The organism is Ligilactobacillus saerimneri (assembly GCF_036689625.1).
GTDB lineage: Bacteria > Bacillota > Bacilli > Lactobacillales > Lactobacillaceae > Ligilactobacillus > Ligilactobacillus saerimneri.
Genome location: NZ_CP144759.1, coordinates 1,019,012 through 1,036,255 on the forward strand (window position 1 = coordinate 1,019,012; position 17,244 = coordinate 1,036,255).

Consider the following 17,244-nt stretch of genomic DNA (forward strand, 5'->3'; position numbering starts at 1 on the left):
CCTAGTTTTCATCGACCAGTTTGATGTCCAAGCCTAATTCATCCCGCAAACCTGCATAGCCTTCAGCCTCTAGCTTCTGGGCTAATTCGGGACCACCATGCTGAACAATGCGGCCTCCCATCATTACGTGCACATAATCAGGGACAATATAGTTTAATAACCGTTGGTAGTGGGTAATAATCAAAGCTCCAAATGCTGGCGTCCGCATCTGGTTAACTCCACGTGCGACTACCTTCAGGGCGTCAATATCTAATCCCGAATCAATTTCATCCAAAATAGCAAACTTAGGCTTAATCATCATCATTTGCAAAATTTCGTTACGCTTTTTTTCACCGCCAGAAAAACCTTGGTTTAGATAGCGATCCGCCATTTTCTCTGTCATATCCAGTGTTGCCAAGGCCTGGTCAAACTCTTGGAGGAACTCTCTGATTGGCATCGGCTTTTCTCGCCGCGCATTGACTGCATCCCGAATAAAGTTAACGTTTGTTACTCCTGGGATCTCAGCCGGATACTGCATGGCTAAGAAGAGACCGGCCCGGGCCCGCTCGTCAACAGCCATTTGTAACAGGTCCTGACCGTCAAGGAGAATTTCCCCCTGGGTCACTTCATATTTGGGATTGCCCATGATCGCCTCTGAAAGGGTTGATTTCCCTGTCCCGTTAGGCCCCATGATTGCATGAATTTCCCCGGTCCGAAGGGTTAAATTGACCCCCTGTAAAATCTCTTTTCCTGCGACTGCCACATGTAAATCCTTGATCTCGAGTACCGCCATTCTTACTCCTCCTAATTAACAACTAATATTATTGTTCATTATAGCTTAATCTTAAAATTAAAAAAACATCCTGGCTAAACAAGAAAATGACGCACTATGAGATATCCTCTGGCATTTTAATCTTCAAAGCCATGCTATGGTCAGATATTTGCTGCTAAAAATCACAGCAAAAAAAGATTGGCACGTTTATCAAGCAAATAAACATTAACCAATCCTTTAAGCTTAGAGTAAATCAAGTTCCTCCAAAAGAGCTCGATACTCAGGATCTTCTTTTATCCATTTTTCTCTTTTTTTTCTAAAATCTCTAATGATTTTTCTCTCTTCTTCGGCGGTAATAGCGGGATCTTGAAAGATATCTAGTTCTACTTCTTCATCTTTTAATTTTCGTTCCATAGTATCACCTTTCCTGTATATTACCTCTGGCATACAACGCCAATAAAGCTTCAAGCAGCCCCATCTTGCAATTACGACTCTTTGTATCACATAAACATTGCATATGTCGGTAAACCTGTACTGTCATCAACAACAACGTGTCCCGGCAAGCCGATGATTTTCCCTTCGTATTCGGGATACCATGCTGCCCAGGAATAATTGCTTCCGAGCACCCAAGGGGCTTTCACCCCCGAGCCTTCATAGGTTCCCATAACCAATCCTTCTTTTTTAGCATACTCTTTAGCAATCTTTTCTGCTTGTTCAAAGGTAACGCCATCATAATAGCTAATTTCGTCATGCTCCATGATATTTCCCTTTCAAGTCGATCTTACCGTTCTGCTTGATCATCTTCGCTATACTTATTTTAACATTATTTGCTCATATAAGGTGCTACTTACCGTTCTGGTATTCACCCGAAACGTTCTTTTATCCATTCGGTGAATTTGCTTTTTAATCACGTAACTCTGCTTTTCTGAAAAATTCTTTGCTATACTTAGCTTATTACTTGATGAAAGAAGGCAAAATTATGGCCGAAAAAATTTCCAATGAACAAATTGCTCACGACTTAGCTGTTGCATATATTGCTAAATCCTGGCACAACAATGAATTTCGTGAGGAATACTCTGTATCTGTCTATCTCGAGAAATACAAAGAGTTTTTAAACGAACTAAACCGTTCCAATTATTAATCATCTACTGAGAAAACAGTTCTTCAATTATTCGGTGAAGAACTGTTTTTTTCTGGTACAATTTACCCGCTTTAAAAGCAAAAGGCATGTTCCCGGTAGAATAACTACCAGAATCATGCCTTAAAAATTTAACTATTTAACTATTTGCTTACTTCAAATCTCAATTAAGCCATATTGTCCACTTTTGTTATTATCTGAAGTTTTCGTTGGTACTAAACATGTCGCTCTTATTATGATAGCGCATCGACATTAGGAGTCCGATCCCAATCATATTTCCGATCAGCGCAGATCCCCCCTGACTGACAAATGGCAATGGAATCCCTGTCAGTGGTAGCAAGCCGATTCCCATCCCAATATTTTCAAATACGTGGAACAGGATCATCATGATTACTCCCGTTGAAATATAAGCATAAAATTCGTTTTTGGTATCGAAAGTTACCTGAATCATCTGGAAGATCAATAACAAGTAAATAAAGATCAGGACACAGCAACCAATGAAGCCAAAGTTTTCCCCAATAACAGAGAAAATCATATCTGACTCCCGAACGGGCACATAAACGTTCGATACATTGAACCCTTTACCAAACAGCTTACCGGACCCAATCGCTTGGATACTCCGGTAAAGTTGGTAACTCTTGTTATCGGTACTACCAGAAGGGTTTAACCAGGCATCAATCCGTTCAAACTGGTAAGTATGGAAACCAATTTTTTCCAAGATTCCCCGCGCGTAAACGGCCAGAAAAATAGCCGTGCTCCCTAGGACAACTCCGATTGTCCCAACAGGAACAATAATCTTCCAAGTGATCCCTGAAACCAAGATCATCCCGGCTAAAATAGCGAAGAACACCAGCATTGTCCCAAAGTCATTTTGCAACTTCAGCAAAACTGCTACCGGTAATGTCCATAAAAACATCTTCCCTAAAAGGTGCCAGTCCGAACGCGTTGTATGTTCATAGTATTCCGCATTGTGTTGCGAAATAATCCGCCCCATCATCAAGATATATGCGGGCTTCATAACTTCAGAAGGCTGGAAAGTGAACGGTCCGATTGCAAACCAACTCTTGGCCCCAGTTTGTACGAAGTACGACCGACTATAAAAGATCAGGACCGCAATGAGGAGGAAGATCCCCAAGCCATATGCGATTGGTGCAATCTTCCACAACTGTTCTGCATCAAATTGCATCAAGAATATTACTGCCACCGTCCCGATCACGTACCACACAAACTGTGATAACATGGTTCGGACAATGCTGACAGTACTAGTATCATGGCGCAAAGCAACATAGATCGAAGCCAGTCCGATGACTGCAAGCACCAAAACACAAAAGATGATCCCCCAGTCAATCCGGGCATCTTCTTCCTCACGATTAATTTGACGTAAAGTCTTTTTAACCACGATTTTTTGTCTCCTTTTTTATTGATAAGTTTAGTATACACAAAAAGACATACAAAAAAAGGGTGTTAAAAACCGCTTAACCCTTTTTTAACGCCCTTGGTGTAGATGATATTCTCTAATCAAGAAACTAACAGCTTCGTCTTGTTGCTTAGCCCGAAAAACTTCACCGTTTGGTAACTTGGCTACAAATTCGTCACCACTCTGGGTCACTGTCCCCAGGGAACGATGATCAATTGACAAATCAAGAACAACTTGCCCCTTAATCATGCGTTCATTTTCAATAATTGCAATGTTTTTTTCTTTTTTTGACACTAAATTGACCTCCCGCTAATGTCTATCATTAGTTTTATTGTAAGGTTGCTCATTGCGCAAAAGAGTGAACTTGTCCGGAACAGGATCGATCCCACCTCTGACAAAGGGATGACACCGCAAAATGCGGGCTATCCCCATCAATAATCCCTTGAATGGTCCATGTTTTTGCAGTGCTTGTAACATGTAGTTAGAGCACGTTGGGGTATACCGACAAGTCGGTGGGAAAAGTGGCGAAATCCACCGTTGATAAAACCTGATCGGCAAGATCAAGCATTGCTTTATCAAATTATTAATTAGCGTTAACAATTCTTATCTCTTCTTTGCGCCTTTTTCCAGATGACCGAGTAGTTTGCCTGCCCCAACTGCAACATCATCCAGTGGTGTTTCTGAAATTTCCACTGGCACTTGCAGTTCAGAAGCAAATAACCGAGCAATACCATCTAGGAGGGCACCCCCACCAGTAAGCACAACGCCCCGGTCGATAATATCAGATGCTAATTCTGGTGGTGTAACACTCAAAACGTCCTTAGCTGCTGTGATAATAGCCATCATGGTGTCGCGCAATGCTTCTTCGACTTCTGCTGATGACAAGACAATTGTTTTTGGCAAGCCATCAACCACGTCGCGTCCACGAACATCCATCTCTTGATCACGGCCATCTTTAATCACAGTCCCGATTTCGATTTTAACCTTCTCTGCTGTCCGTTCCCCGATCTGCAGACCATGTTTCTTTCTGACATAGTTAGCAATATCCGCATTTAACTTGTCACCAGCAACCCGTAAAGAACGGCTAGCCACAATATCACCCAGTGAAAGAACAGCAATATCGCTAGTACCCCCACCAATATCAATAACCATGCTACCATGAGGATGGAAGATATCTAAACCAGCCCCAATTGCTGCCACTTTTGGTTCTTCTTCAAGATAAACCTGACCGCCACCTGATTTTTCAGCCGCTTGACGGATAGCTTTGCGTTCAATATCAGTAGTATTGGTTGGGCAGCAGATCAAAATATTAGGCTTGGACATAAAACCCTTAACATTTAGCTTTTTAATAAAATAAGAAAGCATTTGTTCTGTCATGTCAAAATCTGCAATCACCCCATCTTTAAGCGGACGAATTGCCCGAATATTACTTGGAGTTCTCCCTACCATCTTATAAGCTTCAGAACCAACCGCTAAAACACGGCCACTTTTAGTGTCAATTGCGACAACTGAAGGTTCATTCAAAACGATTCCTTTATCTTGGACATTAATCAATACGTTTGCTGTCCCTAAATCGATCCCAATATCTTTAGCCATTTTTTCTCCTCTAAGTTTAAATATCTACCCCGATTACAGAGGTAACTAATCCAGCATATTATTATAGCACGAATTGGCGCTTTTATAAAACTACATAAAAAAGTTAGCGTGATCGTTACTATGATCGCCCTAACTTTTTAATGGTTATGCTCTTTGCGGATTGAATGCGTAGGTTTCATCAGCTGTAATATCATTAACCCGCTTAATTTCAGCTCCTAAACTAGCCAACTTCTGGTGGAAATGATAGTAACCCCGGTCCAAATATTCTAAGTGCGTTACTTGCGTGATATTTTCCGCTACTAAACCAGCTAAAATCAGCGCTGCAGCTGCCCGCAAGTCAGTTGCAGCTACCTCGGCGCCATTAAACTTAGTTGGTCCATAAAGGACTACCGAATTGCCTTCAATCCGATAATCAGCATTCATCCGCCGAAGTTCTTCTAAGTGCATGAAACGATTTTCAAAAACAGTTTCGGTAAGAACGCTAGGCCCGTCAGCCATCAATTGTAAAATAGTCATCTGGGGCTGCATATCCGTGGGGAAACCTGGGTGAGGCAATGTCTTTACCGTGCACGGTTTTAGCTTTTCTGGACCAATGACCCGAATGCCTTGGTCTTCTTCAATGACCTCAACCCCCATTTGCCGCATCTTTGAAATCAGGGGCTTATTGTGTTCAGCAATAGCATTTTTTACCAAGACATTCCCCTGGGTTAAGGCAGCTGCTACCATAAAAGTCCCGGCTTCAATCCGGTCCTGGATGATAGTATGTTCTACCCCGTGCAAGTGTTCAACCCCGTTGATCCGGATGGTCTCAGTCCCAGCACCCTTGATGTCTGCCCCCATCTTATTCAAGATGTTAGCCAGATCAACAATTTCAGGCTCACGGGCAACATTTTCCAAGACGGTTTGCCCTTCAGCTAATGTTGCTGCCATCATGATATTTTGCGTAGCGCCCACACTAGGAAAATCAAGATAAATGTTGGCTCCGTGCAACCGACCATCAACATACGCTTCGATATAACCGTCGTGACGTTCAATGACTGCTCCCATGGCTTCCATTCCCTTGAGGTGGAGATCAATTGGACGTGAACCAATTGCACATCCACCAGGCATAGCTACTTTAGCCCGGCCTAAACGTGCCAGTAATGGTCCCAAAACAACAATTGAAGCCCGCATCTTAGACACATATTTGAAAGGTGCTTCATACGAAAGCTGTTTGGTTGCATCCAAAATAATTGTCTTATTTACTTCATCCATCCCTACTTCAACGTTTAAGAAACGGATAACGTTATTCATCGTATATACATCTGATAAAACCGGTACATTATACAGAGTAGTTCGTCCCTCATCTGGCATGATACACGCTGCCAAAATTGGCAAAACGGCGTTTTTAGCGCCTTCGATTTCCACTGTGCCAACAAGACGATTTCCCCCGCGGACAATAATTTTTTCCACTTTTATATCCTCCACTAATGACTATTCGAAAATTTTAGAATAAAAATGATAGATTGCGTACGTTATCAATAAAACTCAAGAAAAAGGAACTACACCCAAAGCCAATTGCGACCGCTAACATGATTAGGACAAGTTTAAACATTGCTTGTTGCTCCTTCATAAAATAACGATCTAGGCGCAAGGTTTGTAATCCCATAAAAGCAAGAATAATAAAGCCAAAGTGGCTAATAATTCCCAGTAGAGCCATAACTCCTACTGCTTTCATACTCGTTAACCCTCTCTAGTAATTGTATTCTAATCGTAATAATAGCATATTTTAGCACCCACGTCATTGCCCAGGAAAATTCTTAACATATAAAAAACGAGGCTGGAAATTTTTCCAACCTCGTTTTGTTGCTCCTGGAATTAGCCTGACTCTACGTCAGCTTCCTCCGCGAAGTTCTCCAAATTTTAGCCTTTGGAGATATTTAATCTATTGATAGCACGCTTTAAAGCAATTTCGGCACGTTCCAAATCATTTACGCTCTTCTTATTGCTCTTAGCTTCTGCAATCCGCTTTTGGGCACGGTCCCGTGCACTCATTGCCCGTTCGACATCAATGTCTTCTGCCCGTTCAGCAGCCGGAGCAACGATTGAAAGCTCATTGTTGGAGAATTCTAAAAATCCCCCACTAATAGCAATATTTTCAAAACTACCATCAGGTTGTTGAATTTTAACTTCATCAATTACTAAGGTAGTCAATAATGGTAAACGGTTAGGCATAATACCGATCTTACCTTCTGGTGTTGAACAGATAGCAAGCGATGTTGTGCCTTCATAAACACTACCTGCGGGAGTAACGACGCTAACCGTCAGTTCGTCATTTTTACTCATGTGACGCTCCCTCCCTAATCAGTTAATGTCTTGGCCTTTTCAACTGCTTCTTCGATTGTACCAACACTCCGGAATGCTTCTTCAGGCATGTCATCATACTTACCTTCAAGAATAGCCTTGAAGCCCTTGACCGTTTCCTTAACTGGAACATAAGAACCTGGTTGACCAGTAAATTGTTCCGCAACGTGTAAGTTTTGTGACAGGAAGAATTGTACCCGCCGTGCACGTGCAACAACTAATTTTTCTTCATCAGATAATTCATCCATCCCTAAGATTGAGATGATATCTTGCAATTCACGATAACGTTGCAAGATGTGTTGGACTTCGGTTGCTACTTCGTAGTGTTCCTTACCAACAATTTCTGGTGTTAACGCACTGGAAGTTGATTCCAATGGGTCAACGGCAGGATAAATCCCAATCTGTGTCAAGGCACGTTCCAAGTTTGTACTTGCGTCCAAGTGGGCGAAAGTAGTAGCTGGAGCAGGGTCGGTATAGTCATCGGCAGGCACATAAACGGCCTGAATTGATGTAACTGAACCCTTCTTAGTTGAAGTGATCCGTTCTTGTAACTGACCCATTTCTGTAGCTAACGTTGGTTGGTAACCTACGGCAGAAGGAATCCGTCCTAACAGGGCAGAAACTTCTGAACCAGCTTGAGTAAACCGGAAGATGTTATCGATGAAAAGAAGCACATCTTGGCCTTCAACATCACGGAAGTGTTCCGCAATTGTCAAACCAGTCAAAGCAACCCGCATCCGGGCTCCAGGTGGTTCGTTCATCTGACCATATACCATGGCAGTCTTGGATAAAACACCTGATTCTTTCATTTCAGAATAAAGGTCGTTACCTTCACGAGTCCGTTCACCTACACCAGTGAACACAGAAATCCCGTTATGTTCTTCGGCGATGTTATGAATCAATTCCTGAATCAAAACAGTCTTACCAACTCCGGCACCACCGAAAAGCCCGACCTTACCACCTTTAACGTAAGGTTCCAACAAGTCGATAACCTTAATCCCTGTTTCAAGGATTTCAGTACCATTACTTAATTCATCATAGGCAGGAGCTGCACGGTGAATTGGATCACGGCGTGCGTCTTCGCCAAATTCAGGACCATTGTCGATTGGATCACCTAAGACATTGAACACCCGTCCTAGAGTTTCCTTACCAACAGGAACACTGATTGATGCACCAGTATCTTCTACAACTGCACCACGTTGTAAGCCATCAGTTGAGTCCATGGCGATAGTCCGCATAACACCATCACCAAGTTCAACAGTAACTTCCACAACAAGTTCACTGCCGTCAGAACGCTTTACTTTCAAAGCGTTGTTAATCTTTGGAAGAGGTTGATCCAGAGGAAATTCTACGTCGACAACAGGTCCGATAATTTGTACAACTTTACCAGAACTCATGTAATTAATTCCTCCTAAGTTTATTTCTATTCAATAGCTGCTTGGGCACCAGTAATTTCTGTAATTTCTGTTGTGATAGCAGCTTGCCGAGCACGGTTATACTGCAACTGCAAAGTTGAGATAATATCTTGAGCGTTATCCGTAGCAGATTTCATAGCAGTGGCACTCGAAGCATGTTCGGCTGTCTTGGCATCTAAAATCGCACCATAGACCAAACCTTCAGCATACTGAGGAAGAACAACATTTAAAATTTCTGTTTCAGAAGGTTCAATATCGTATTCCATTTCGATTTGAACTTCATTATCTTCAAATTCATTTGGTTGCTTAACGCCCAAACTCTCTTCCGTTACCGGCAAGAGTAATTCGGAGCGGTATTCTGACGTTAACATGTTAACGAAGTGGTTATAGCAAACATATAAATGATCAAATTCTTGATTTTCATACATTGCCATGACCTTACGTGCCAAGGACTTGGTTTCCTTATAATCAGGAATATCCTTAACCCCAGTATATTCATGAATAACGTTGTAGCCCTGTTTCTTGAAGAATTTCAAACCTGTTCGCCCAACCGCGATGATCTTAATGTTTTCCTTGGAAAAATCAAGCTGGTTAATCAGCTCCATTGTTTGCTTAAGAACGTTACTGTTGTAACCGCCAACTAAACCACGGTCTGATGTAACCACGATAATACCGACATTTTCAACAGGTCTTTGTTCTAATAAACCAAGATAATTGCGCTTTCCCTGAGGATCGATGAATGGTTGCTCTTCAGTCTCTTCTGCCACTACATTCTTTTGAGCTACTGCAGAAAGAAAATGTGCTTGTGCAAGGTGGGTGATAACACTTTTAATTTTAGTGGAATACTTTTGATAGCTAACCGTATGGCTCTGAATTTGCCCTAACTTTGCGGTGGAAATCATCTGCATTGCACCGGTGATTTGGCCTGTCTTTTTAGTAGAATTGATTTTTTCTTTAACTTCTTTCAAAGAAGTAGCCATCTGTATTCACCCCCCTTTCTATTTATCTGCAGGTTGGAATGTTTCAGCAAATTCCTTAATTGCTGCAATAAACTTATCCTTATCTGGTAACTGTCCTGTTTCTGCAATTCCATCAAGAATATCCTTGTGGTTTGCATCGAAGTAATCAAACAGTTCATGTTCCCAGCGACCGATTTCTTCAACTGCAACAGAATCTAAGAACTTTTGTTGCAAAGCAAAGAGAATCAATACTTGCTTTGGAACAGACAATGTTTCGTGTAAGCCTTGCTTCAAGACTTCAACTGTCCGTTCACCACGGTCTAACTTAGCCTTAGTGGCCTTATCCAGGTCAGAACCGAATTGGGCAAATGCTGCCAATTCTGCATAAGAAGCTAAGTCAGTACGTAAGGAACCAGAAACTTTCTTCATCGCTTTAACTTGGGCAGCCCCACCAACACGGGAAACAGATGTCCCGGCGTCGATCGCTGGGCGGACACCAGAGTAGAAACGATTACTATCCAAGAAGATCTGGCCGTCAGTGATTGAAATTACGTTAGTTGGGATGTATGCTGAAACGTCCCCGGCCTTAGTTTCAATAACTGGCATGGCAGTCATTGAACCGCCACCTAATTCTTCGTTTAACCGTGCAGCCCGTTCCAATAAACGAGAGTGCAGGTAGAAGACGTCACCAGGGTAAGCTTCACGTCCTGGAGGCCGTCTCAAAATCAATGAAAGTTCACGGTAAGCGTCAGCTTGCTTGGAAAGATCATCATAAATGATCAAGACGTCTTTACCATTGAACATAAATTCTTCACCCATTGCTGCCCCGGCATATGGTGCAATCCACAATAATGGTGCTGGTGAAGATGGTCCAGCAGAAACAACAATTGTGTAGTCCATTGCGCCAAACTTACGCAAAGTTTCTACCTGAGATCTCACAGTTGAGTCTTTCTGCCCGATCGCAACGTAGATACAAATCATGTTTTGATCTTTTTGGTTGATGATCGTGTCAATCGCCAAGGATGACTTACCAGTCTTACGGTCCCCAATGATCAACTCACGCTGACCCCGTCCGATTGGAACAAGGGCATCGATCGCCTTGATCCCTGTTTGTAATGGTTGGGAAACTGATTGCCGTGCCATAACCCCAGGAGCCTTCCGTTCGATTGGCCGAGTAGAAGTAGTCTTAACTTCGCCCATGCCATCGATTGGTTGACCTAATGGGTTAACAACCCGTCCAATGAGTCCTTCACCAACAGGGACTTCCATGATCCGTCCTGTACGCTTAACTTTGTCACCTTCACGAATGCCTTTGTAGTCACCAAGAATAACAATACCAACGTCATCGGTTTCCAAGTTTTGTGCAAGACCAAAGGTACCATTTTCGAATTCTAGTAATTCGCCTGCAACAGCATTGTCTAACCCGTTTGCACGAGCAACACCGTCACCAACGTAGGTGATAGTACCAACTTCATCAACTGAGAGCTCATCTTTATAATTTGCTAATTGTTGTTTAATCAGAGCACTGATTTCCTCAGCTTTAATGCTCATAAAAGTCTCACCTCTTTAAATTTATTTAAGTAACAGACGTTTGATGCTGTTTAGCTTTGTTCTCAGTGAGCCGTCATAGACAGTGTTGTTGGCTGTAATAACAACACCACCGATAATTTCGGGATCAACAGCTGTTTCAAAAACAACCCTTTCAGCACCAACAACATTAGCAAATGAAGATGCGAGCTTTTGCTTCTGATCTTCATCTAATTCGACAGCTGTCCGAACTTCAGCCCGAACAGTCTTGTTGAACTCATCTATTAATCTGTTAAATTCATCAACAACACCAACTAAGTTAGTAATTCGTCCATAGTCAAATAACATTGTTACCAGATTATGGGTTAATTCAGTTGTGTTATTGGTTAAAGTTGCAAGTGCATCTCTCTTAGCCTGTCTACTAATCTGTGCACTCTTCAGGAAAACCATCAATTCTGGTTCTTCCAAGACTACCTTTTTGATCTCACTCAGTTCTGCTTGAACTGTTGGGGTTTCGTTACGTTCCTGAGCAACTTCAAATAAGGCTTTTCCGTAGCGATGTGCTACCATTTTGTTATCTAGTTTCATTTTGCTTCCCCAACCCTTCGATATAAGAATCTACCAAAGCTTTGTGTCCGCTTGGATCAAGTTCTTTTTGAATGACCTTTGAAGCAATTTCAACAGATAACTCGGCTACCTGAGCTTTAACGCCTTTAAGTGCATCCTCTTTTTGTTGAGCGATGTCTTTTTCAGCGCGTTCACGCATTGCTGTTGCTTCTTCATTAGCACCATTAATAATGTTAGATTTCTGCTCTTCCCCAGATTTCTTAGCATTATTGATGATTTCGGAAGCTTCAGCACGGGAATCCTTAAGCGCAGCTTCGCGTTTTTTAGCTAACTCAGCAGCTTTTTTCCTGTCCTTAGCCGCAGAATCAATGTCATCAGCGATCTTTTCGGCACGTTTGTCCATCATACCAGCAATGGAGTCCCACGCAAAGTGCTTAACCAGTGCTACCAGGATAACGAATGTTAATAGGTAGAACAGAAAGTCCCCCCATTCAACTTGACCGCCAGCTACACTTAATAAAAATGTTGAATTCACCAATTGACACCTCCTCTAATTTTCAATATTGATATGCATATTGACCGTTAAAGGAATTATTTGTTCAAAAGCATGAATGCAATAACGATGGCAATGATAGGAACAGCTTCGATAAGACCAACACCGATGAACATTGTAGTCCGTAAACTGTTTTGGATTTCTGGTTGACGAGCCATACTTTCCATAGTCTTTGAAATAACACGAGAGTTACCCATAGCAGTTGCGATGGCAGCAGCGGCTGCGATAATTGCTGCACCTAATAAAGCGACGATACTTGTAGTCATAATATAATTCCTCCTTAGAATTATCCTAAACGTAATAAATTATTCTTTTTCGACCTTTTGAGAAACATAAACCATAATTAATGTAACGAACACGTAGGCTTGGATTGCCCCAATAAAGACAGAGAACCCTTGCCAGATCATTTCTAATGGTATGGCTGGAATAACGGTCATTATTCCTTTTGATTTGGCGAATGCTCCAATTGTTGTCAATAGAACTTCCCCAGAGAAAATGTTACCGTACAAACGAAGAGCTACTGTTAAGAAGTTAGTAAACTGTTCAAGAATATTGATTGGTAACATGATTGGGTTAGGATTTATGTATGAATTCTTCAGATAGCCAAAGAAACCAAATCTTTTAACCCCCATTGCGTGTGATAGTACCAGCACCATAAATGCTAATGACAAAGTTGTCATAACAGATGAAGTTGGACTCTTAATGTATGTTACGTCACCAACGATAAATTCGATCATCAACCCTAATTGGTTGGACACGAAAATGAACATAAACAGTGTAAAGGCTAACAGCCGAAACTGTCGCCCTTCGCTGTCAGGAAGAGCATTCTTAACAATGCCATTCGTAAAGTCGATCAGGTACTCTAGAGCATTCTGTTTGCCCGTTGGTTTCAGTTGCACATCACGCGAGAACCAGTAAACCACTGCAAAAACAATAATAGCTGCAATTAATCCGGAAAGAACATTTCCAACGTTAAAAGGAATGCCAAAAAGCTTCACAACTAGAGCTTCTTCATTCACCAAGTCTCACCTCTTTTCAAAATTTGTCGATACGGTCTAACAAACATGGTTGAACCATAAGCTGCGACCCAAGGGCCAGGATTCCTTGGATACAAATTAAATGATACCACCAAACCAAAAGAAAGATAAAGCCATATTATTAAATTCACATAAATAAAAAAGCGTTTCTCACACTATACAATTGACAGTATGGAAAACGCTTAACATTGTGATCTATTGCGCTAGTCAATATGAGAACATTATGAATTATTCCTCATCGATCACTCTTTGTTTTTTAAATTGTTACTTTGTACCGAATAAACGGTCACCAGCATCCCCGAGACCTGGCACAATGTAACCATTTTCGTTCAAATGATCATCTAAAGCAGCCGTGAAGATGTCGACATCTGGGTGTGCTTCTTGTAATGCTTTAACCCCTTCTGGAGCAGCTACCAGGCATGCAAACTTGATGTTTTCACCACTGCAACCGCGCTTCTTCAAAGCATCAATTGCCATGATTGCAGAACCACCAGTGGCTAACATTGGGTCAACAACGAATAATTGCCGTTCAGCAATATCACCAGGTAACTTAACAAAGTATTCATGTGGCTTCAAAGTTTCTTCATCACGGTACATCCCAATGAAACCAACTTTAGCAGCTGGAATTAAACTAGTCATCCCATCAACCATGCCCAGGCCAGCCCGTAAAATTGGCACAATTGCAACTTTCTTACCACTCAACTGCTTTTGGGTGGTTGTTGTGATTGGTGTTTCTACTTCAACATCTTCCAAAGGCATATCGCGTGAAACTTCATATGCCATCAAAGCAGAGATTTCGTTAACGGTTTCCCGGAAAGCTTTGGTACCAACCTTTTTGTCCCGAATAAGTGTTAATTTATGTTGGATCAGTGGATGATCTAAAACTGCAAATTTTCCCATTGTGAAATGCGCTCCTTCTTTATAAAAATGAATTTTTCTCAATTCTTCTCATAATACTCTAGCAGACTTAATATTTTTTTTCTAGTCCTCTAAATCAGAAAAGAAAACGTTTCCCGCTGACTTGCGTAAGCGGTTCATATAAGCTGCACCAAGGCCTTCCTCAGGATAGCCTGCAACTAAGATCCAGTTAACTTTTTTTGCTTGTCCATCAAAATACCGCAACCCTGCAAATAATTTGTGCGTAGCGTTGGTTATCCCTGAACCGTAGTCAAAGACTTCCACGTTAGCTGGAATAGTCTGCTGGTCGAGTAGGCTCTGGTCAACCATCACTCCAACCTTTTCAGCCTTAGCTTGGGCCCACTTTAGGGCTGCCTCCCATTGGTCAGGAGCCACGATCACTACTTGACCTGCTGGAGCGTAATGCTTATATTTCATCCCCGGTGCCTTGGGAACTTCTTTTTGTCCGACGTGGTGGCGGTCCGCTACCACTTCCATTCCCAATACTGCTTCAATTTCTTCAACAGTCACTGCTCCCGGCCGCAAAATAGTTGGCACGGGAACGCTCATGTCCAAAATCGTTGATTCAACCCCAACTTTAGTTGGACCATCATCAACGATCCCTGCGATCCGCCCTTCTAAGTCGTTGAATACGTGTTGGGCAGTTGTTGGACTAGGCTTGCCCGATGTATTAGCAGAAGGACCTACTAATGGTACACCAGCTGCTTCAATCAAGCGCAACGTTGTCGGCTCTTGGGGCATTCTGAAGGCAGCTGTCTTCAAACCTCCCGTCACAGTCTTGGACAGTGATCCTGGTTTGATCTTAAAGACCATTGTCAATGAACCCGGCCAAAACTTGGCCATTAACTTACGGGCAGCAGGTGGTATTTCTGCTATATACTGTTCAGCCATGGCTACAGAACTGATAGTCACGATCAGCGGATTATCTGATGGCCGTCCCTTAGCCAAATATACCCGCTTAACTGCTTGCTCATTAGTGGCATCTGCCCCTAACCCATAGACTGTTTCCGTGGGAAAGGCAATCAACTCTCCCAGCCGGAGTTCCTGAGCAGCCTGGTCTACTTCATCAGGCTGATAAATTTTTGTCATCAACATTCTCTCACCTCATTTTTACTCGGACCATCCGGTCATTTTGACTGATATCTTGTCGCACAACTACTTGACTAGTGGGGATTTCTTGCTCAAACAGTGCTTTCACTGCTGGGCCTTGTTTAAACCCAATCTCCAAATAGAGCATACCCGCAGGCTGCAGATGGGCCTGAACTTGGTGCGCAATCTTTTTGTAGACTGCCAAACCATCATCGGCTGCAAATAAAGCCACTGCCGGTTCGTATTGCAATACACTCTGGTCCATCAACGGTCGTTCAGCGGGACTTATATAGGGCGGGTTGGAAACGATGATATCATAGTCATCATCTCTAATATCAGCAAACAAGTCACTGTTGATCAAAGTGACTGGTAATGCTAAGGCCGCAGCATTTTTTTGGGCCACCGTCAGGGCTGCAGATGAAATATCTGCCAGGGTGACCCCCCATTGGGGGCGATTCTGCTTCAGGGCTAAACCAATCGCCCCGGTTCCCGTCCCCAAGTCGAGCACTTTATGGGGTTTATTAGAATGCTCTGCTAAAATCCACTCTACCAATTCCTCTGTCTCCAGACGGGGAATTAAAGTGGCTGGGCTCACCGCCAACTTCAAACCAAAAAAATCAGCTTTCCCTAACAAATATTGTGGTGGATAGTCCTCCAAACAATACCGTTGAACGTTGGTTTGAAAGGTTTGCCACTCCTGGTCGGGCATTACATCATGGAAATGAACTAATAGTTGCGTAGCAGACCAGTGCATCTGCCCCAATAACAGGAGCTCTACCCCACTAGTTTCCTTATTATGCGTGTTTGCAAAAGAAAAAGCCCATTGTCGGGCTTTAAAGAACGTCATTTTATCCATTATTCTTTAATTTCTCCATTGCCTTAGTTTGTTCGTAGAGAACTAAAGCATCAATGACATCTTCGAGCTCACCATTCATAATGCGATCTAATTTGTTTAAACTCAACCCAATGCGGTGGTCAGTCACGCGGTTTTGTGGATAATTGTATGTCCGAATTCGTTCCGAACGATCCCCGGTTCCGACAGCTGACTTACGATTGGCAGCGTACTCTTTTTGTTCCTTGGATGCGTAGTAATCATATACCCGCGCCTTTAAGATTTGTATCGCCTTGGCCCGGTTTTGTTGTTGCGAACGCTCATCTTGCATTGCTACGACAATCCCGGTTGGCAAGTGCGTCATCCGAACCGCTGAAGAAGTTTTGTTAATGTGCTGTCCGCCGGCCCCAGAAGAACGATAGACATCAACCCGGATGTCCTTAGGGTCAATTTCGATTTCAACGTCTTCTTCTTCCGGCATCACAACAACGGTCGCGGTTGAAGTATGGATTCGGCCAGCAGATTCAGTAACTGGGACCCGTTGTACCCGGTGAGCTCCACTCTCGTACTTCAGTTTAGACCATACTTTGTCACCGTTGATCAATAGTGCAATTTCTTTGAAGCCCCCAACTTCAGTCAGGCTCTTGTCCAGCACTTCGACCTTCCAACCTTGACGTTCAGCATACTTGCTGTACATCCCGAAAAGATCAGCAGCAAACAAGCTAGCTTCATCCCCACCAGCTGCACCCCGGATTTCCATAATGATGTTTTTGTCATCGTTAGGGTCCTTAGGTAGCAAGAGGATTTCGATTTCTTTTTCTAGTTCGGCTTTTCTTTCCTTGCTCTCAGCCAGTTCTTCTTTGACCATCTCGTACATATCATCGTCAAGGCCCGAATCTAACATCTCTAAATCTTCATCTACTAATGAAGTAACTTTTTTATATTCATTGTATTTTTCTACTGTCTCCCGCAAGTCAGCCATTTCCTTCGAGAGTTTAGTAAAACGCTTGGTATCAGAAATCACATCCGGATCAGAAAGCAATCCGCCTAGTTCTTCATACCGATCTTCAAGCGCTTGTAGTCTATCGAACAACTCGTCCAT

Annotated in this window: 22 protein-coding genes; 1 reads left to right on the forward strand and 21 read right to left on the reverse strand. The window is 42.6% G+C overall.

All coding sequences use genetic code 11. The features are described from left to right. Position 1: 1 nt before the first annotated feature. The 3 genes from sufC to V3C97_RS04920 all read right to left on the reverse strand — a co-directional run bounded on the left by sufC (position 2) and on the right by V3C97_RS04920 (position 1,509). Positions 2 to 772, reverse strand: a complete 771-nt coding sequence (gene sufC / locus V3C97_RS04910; protein WP_027827027.1) for a Fe-S cluster assembly ATPase SufC — start codon at positions 770 to 772, stop codon at positions 2 to 4. Positions 773 to 994: 222 nt separating this feature from the next. After that, positions 995 to 1,165, reverse strand: coding sequence for a hypothetical protein (locus V3C97_RS04915; RefSeq protein WP_338433902.1), 171 nt, complete (start codon positions 1,163 to 1,165; stop codon positions 995 to 997). A gap of 86 nt (positions 1,166 to 1,251) precedes the next feature. After that, entirely contained in the window at positions 1,252 to 1,509 is a 258-nt protein-coding gene (locus V3C97_RS04920) for a hypothetical protein (protein WP_317294620.1), read from the reverse strand. Positions 1,510 to 1,730: 221 nt separating this feature from the next. On the opposite strand from V3C97_RS04920, the gene V3C97_RS04925 reads away from it, so the two are divergent. Continuing rightward, complete coding sequence (locus tag V3C97_RS04925) at positions 1,731 to 1,892, forward strand: hypothetical protein (RefSeq protein ID WP_338433903.1); 162 nt, start codon at positions 1,731 to 1,733, stop codon at positions 1,890 to 1,892. Positions 1,893 to 2,082: 190 nt separating this feature from the next. On the opposite strand, the gene V3C97_RS04930 is transcribed toward V3C97_RS04925, so the two are convergent. The 18 genes from V3C97_RS04930 to prfA form a co-directional block, all read right to left on the reverse strand. Continuing rightward, the gene (locus V3C97_RS04930; RefSeq protein WP_283590567.1) at positions 2,083 to 3,288 is read right to left on the reverse strand and encodes an FtsW/RodA/SpoVE family cell cycle protein; all 1,206 of its coding nucleotides are present in this window, start codon (positions 3,286 to 3,288) and stop codon (positions 2,083 to 2,085) included. A gap of 87 nt (positions 3,289 to 3,375) precedes the next feature. After that, positions 3,376 to 3,600, reverse strand: coding sequence for a DUF2969 domain-containing protein (locus tag V3C97_RS04935; protein ID WP_338433904.1), 225 nt, complete (start codon positions 3,598 to 3,600; stop codon positions 3,376 to 3,378). A 15-nt stretch (positions 3,601 to 3,615) separates the two neighbouring features. After that, a complete protein-coding gene (gene yidD, locus V3C97_RS04940; protein ID WP_394806771.1) occupies positions 3,616 to 3,885 on the reverse strand; it encodes a membrane protein insertion efficiency factor YidD in 270 nt (89 codons plus the stop codon). A gap of 24 nt (positions 3,886 to 3,909) precedes the next feature. Next, complete coding sequence (locus V3C97_RS04945) at positions 3,910 to 4,902, reverse strand: rod shape-determining protein (protein ID WP_009553767.1); 993 nt, start codon at positions 4,900 to 4,902, stop codon at positions 3,910 to 3,912. 144 nt (positions 4,903 to 5,046) lie between these two features. Then, positions 5,047 to 6,354, reverse strand: coding sequence for a UDP-N-acetylglucosamine 1-carboxyvinyltransferase (gene murA / locus V3C97_RS04950; protein WP_338433905.1), 1,308 nt, complete (start codon positions 6,352 to 6,354; stop codon positions 5,047 to 5,049). A gap of 34 nt (positions 6,355 to 6,388) precedes the next feature. Next, positions 6,389 to 6,619: a DUF1146 family protein gene (locus V3C97_RS04955; protein WP_009553771.1), complete on the reverse strand. Its 231-nt coding sequence runs from the start codon at positions 6,617 to 6,619 to the stop codon at positions 6,389 to 6,391. 185 nt (positions 6,620 to 6,804) lie between these two features. Next, entirely contained in the window at positions 6,805 to 7,227 is a 423-nt protein-coding gene (locus tag V3C97_RS04960) for a F0F1 ATP synthase subunit epsilon (RefSeq protein WP_009553772.1), read from the reverse strand. A 14-nt stretch (positions 7,228 to 7,241) separates the two neighbouring features. Beyond that, positions 7,242 to 8,642, reverse strand: coding sequence for a F0F1 ATP synthase subunit beta (gene atpD / locus V3C97_RS04965; protein ID WP_009553774.1), 1,401 nt, complete (start codon positions 8,640 to 8,642; stop codon positions 7,242 to 7,244). 26 nt (positions 8,643 to 8,668) lie between these two features. Continuing rightward, the gene (locus tag V3C97_RS04970; RefSeq protein WP_338433906.1) at positions 8,669 to 9,640 is read right to left on the reverse strand and encodes a F0F1 ATP synthase subunit gamma; all 972 of its coding nucleotides are present in this window, start codon (positions 9,638 to 9,640) and stop codon (positions 8,669 to 8,671) included. A gap of 18 nt (positions 9,641 to 9,658) precedes the next feature. After that, the gene (atpA, locus tag V3C97_RS04975) at positions 9,659 to 11,170 is read right to left on the reverse strand and encodes a F0F1 ATP synthase subunit alpha (RefSeq protein ID WP_009553780.1); all 1,512 of its coding nucleotides are present in this window, start codon (positions 11,168 to 11,170) and stop codon (positions 9,659 to 9,661) included. Between the two features lie 21 nt (positions 11,171 to 11,191). After that, a complete protein-coding gene (atpH, locus tag V3C97_RS04980; RefSeq protein ID WP_027826640.1) occupies positions 11,192 to 11,734 on the reverse strand; it encodes an ATP synthase F1 subunit delta in 543 nt (180 codons plus the stop codon). Next, positions 11,721 to 12,248 carry a F0F1 ATP synthase subunit B gene (atpF, locus tag V3C97_RS04985; protein ID WP_009553785.1) on the reverse strand — a complete coding sequence of 176 codons (528 nt, stop codon included), beginning with the start codon at positions 12,246 to 12,248 and terminating at the stop codon, positions 11,721 to 11,723. Before atpF ends, atpH begins: the two co-directional genes overlap by 14 nt. A gap of 56 nt (positions 12,249 to 12,304) precedes the next feature. Continuing rightward, positions 12,305 to 12,532, reverse strand: a complete 228-nt coding sequence (gene atpE, locus V3C97_RS04990) for a F0F1 ATP synthase subunit C (RefSeq protein WP_338433907.1) — start codon at positions 12,530 to 12,532, stop codon at positions 12,305 to 12,307. A 39-nt stretch (positions 12,533 to 12,571) separates the two neighbouring features. Beyond that, positions 12,572 to 13,285: a F0F1 ATP synthase subunit A gene (gene atpB, locus V3C97_RS04995; protein ID WP_317294613.1), complete on the reverse strand. Its 714-nt coding sequence runs from the start codon at positions 13,283 to 13,285 to the stop codon at positions 12,572 to 12,574. Positions 13,286 to 13,567: 282 nt separating this feature from the next. Next, on the reverse strand, positions 13,568 to 14,203 hold the full coding sequence (upp, locus tag V3C97_RS05000; RefSeq protein ID WP_009553790.1) for a uracil phosphoribosyltransferase: 636 nt from the start codon (positions 14,201 to 14,203) through the stop codon (positions 13,568 to 13,570). Positions 14,204 to 14,284: 81 nt separating this feature from the next. After that, positions 14,285 to 15,316, reverse strand: a complete 1,032-nt coding sequence (locus tag V3C97_RS05005; protein WP_338433908.1) for an L-threonylcarbamoyladenylate synthase — start codon at positions 15,314 to 15,316, stop codon at positions 14,285 to 14,287. 4 nt (positions 15,317 to 15,320) lie between these two features. Continuing rightward, complete coding sequence (gene prmC / locus V3C97_RS05010; RefSeq protein ID WP_338433909.1) at positions 15,321 to 16,166, reverse strand: peptide chain release factor N(5)-glutamine methyltransferase; 846 nt, start codon at positions 16,164 to 16,166, stop codon at positions 15,321 to 15,323. Further along, on the reverse strand, positions 16,159 to 17,244 hold the full coding sequence (gene prfA / locus V3C97_RS05015) for a peptide chain release factor 1 (RefSeq protein WP_338433910.1): 1,086 nt from the start codon (positions 17,242 to 17,244) through the stop codon (positions 16,159 to 16,161). The genes prmC and prfA overlap by 8 nt, the downstream gene beginning before the upstream one ends.

Excerpts from the sequence above, each read along its gene's own strand:
- V3C97_RS05005 (WP_338433908.1), bottom strand. The coding sequence starts at position 15,316 with ATGTTGATGACAAAAATTTATCAGCCTGATGAAGTAGACCAGGCTGCT.
- atpD (WP_009553774.1), bottom strand. The coding sequence starts at position 8,642 with ATGAGTTCTGGTAAAGTTGTACAAATTATCGGACCTGTTGTCGACGTA.
- V3C97_RS04915 (WP_338433902.1), bottom strand. The coding sequence starts at position 1,165 with ATGGAACGAAAATTAAAAGATGAAGAAGTAGAACTAGATATCTTTCAA.
- prmC (WP_338433909.1), bottom strand. The coding sequence starts at position 16,166 with ATGGATAAAATGACGTTCTTTAAAGCCCGACAATGGGCTTTTTCTTTT.
- atpH (WP_027826640.1), bottom strand. The coding sequence starts at position 11,734 with ATGAAACTAGATAACAAAATGGTAGCACATCGCTACGGAAAAGCCTTA.
- V3C97_RS04970 (WP_338433906.1), bottom strand. The coding sequence starts at position 9,640 with ATGGCTACTTCTTTGAAAGAAGTTAAAGAAAAAATCAATTCTACTAAA.
- prfA (WP_338433910.1), bottom strand. The coding sequence starts at position 17,244 with ATGGACGAGTTGTTCGATAGACTACAAGCGCTTGAAGATCGGTATGAA.
- V3C97_RS04960 (WP_009553772.1), bottom strand. The coding sequence starts at position 7,227 with ATGAGTAAAAATGACGAACTGACGGTTAGCGTCGTTACTCCCGCAGGT.
- atpE (WP_338433907.1), bottom strand. The coding sequence starts at position 12,532 with ATGACTACAAGTATCGTCGCTTTATTAGGTGCAGCAATTATCGCAGCC.
- V3C97_RS04955 (WP_009553771.1), bottom strand. The coding sequence starts at position 6,619 with ATGAAAGCAGTAGGAGTTATGGCTCTACTGGGAATTATTAGCCACTTT.
- atpA (WP_009553780.1), bottom strand. The coding sequence starts at position 11,170 with ATGAGCATTAAAGCTGAGGAAATCAGTGCTCTGATTAAACAACAATTA.
- upp (WP_009553790.1), bottom strand. The coding sequence starts at position 14,203 with ATGGGAAAATTTGCAGTTTTAGATCATCCACTGATCCAACATAAATTA.
- V3C97_RS04945 (WP_009553767.1), bottom strand. The coding sequence starts at position 4,902 with ATGGCTAAAGATATTGGGATCGATTTAGGGACAGCAAACGTATTGATT.
- V3C97_RS04920 (WP_317294620.1), bottom strand. The coding sequence starts at position 1,509 with ATGGAGCATGACGAAATTAGCTATTATGATGGCGTTACCTTTGAACAA.
- V3C97_RS04925 (WP_338433903.1), top strand. The coding sequence starts at position 1,731 with ATGGCCGAAAAAATTTCCAATGAACAAATTGCTCACGACTTAGCTGTT.
- sufC (WP_027827027.1), bottom strand. The coding sequence starts at position 772 with ATGGCGGTACTCGAGATCAAGGATTTACATGTGGCAGTCGCAGGAAAA.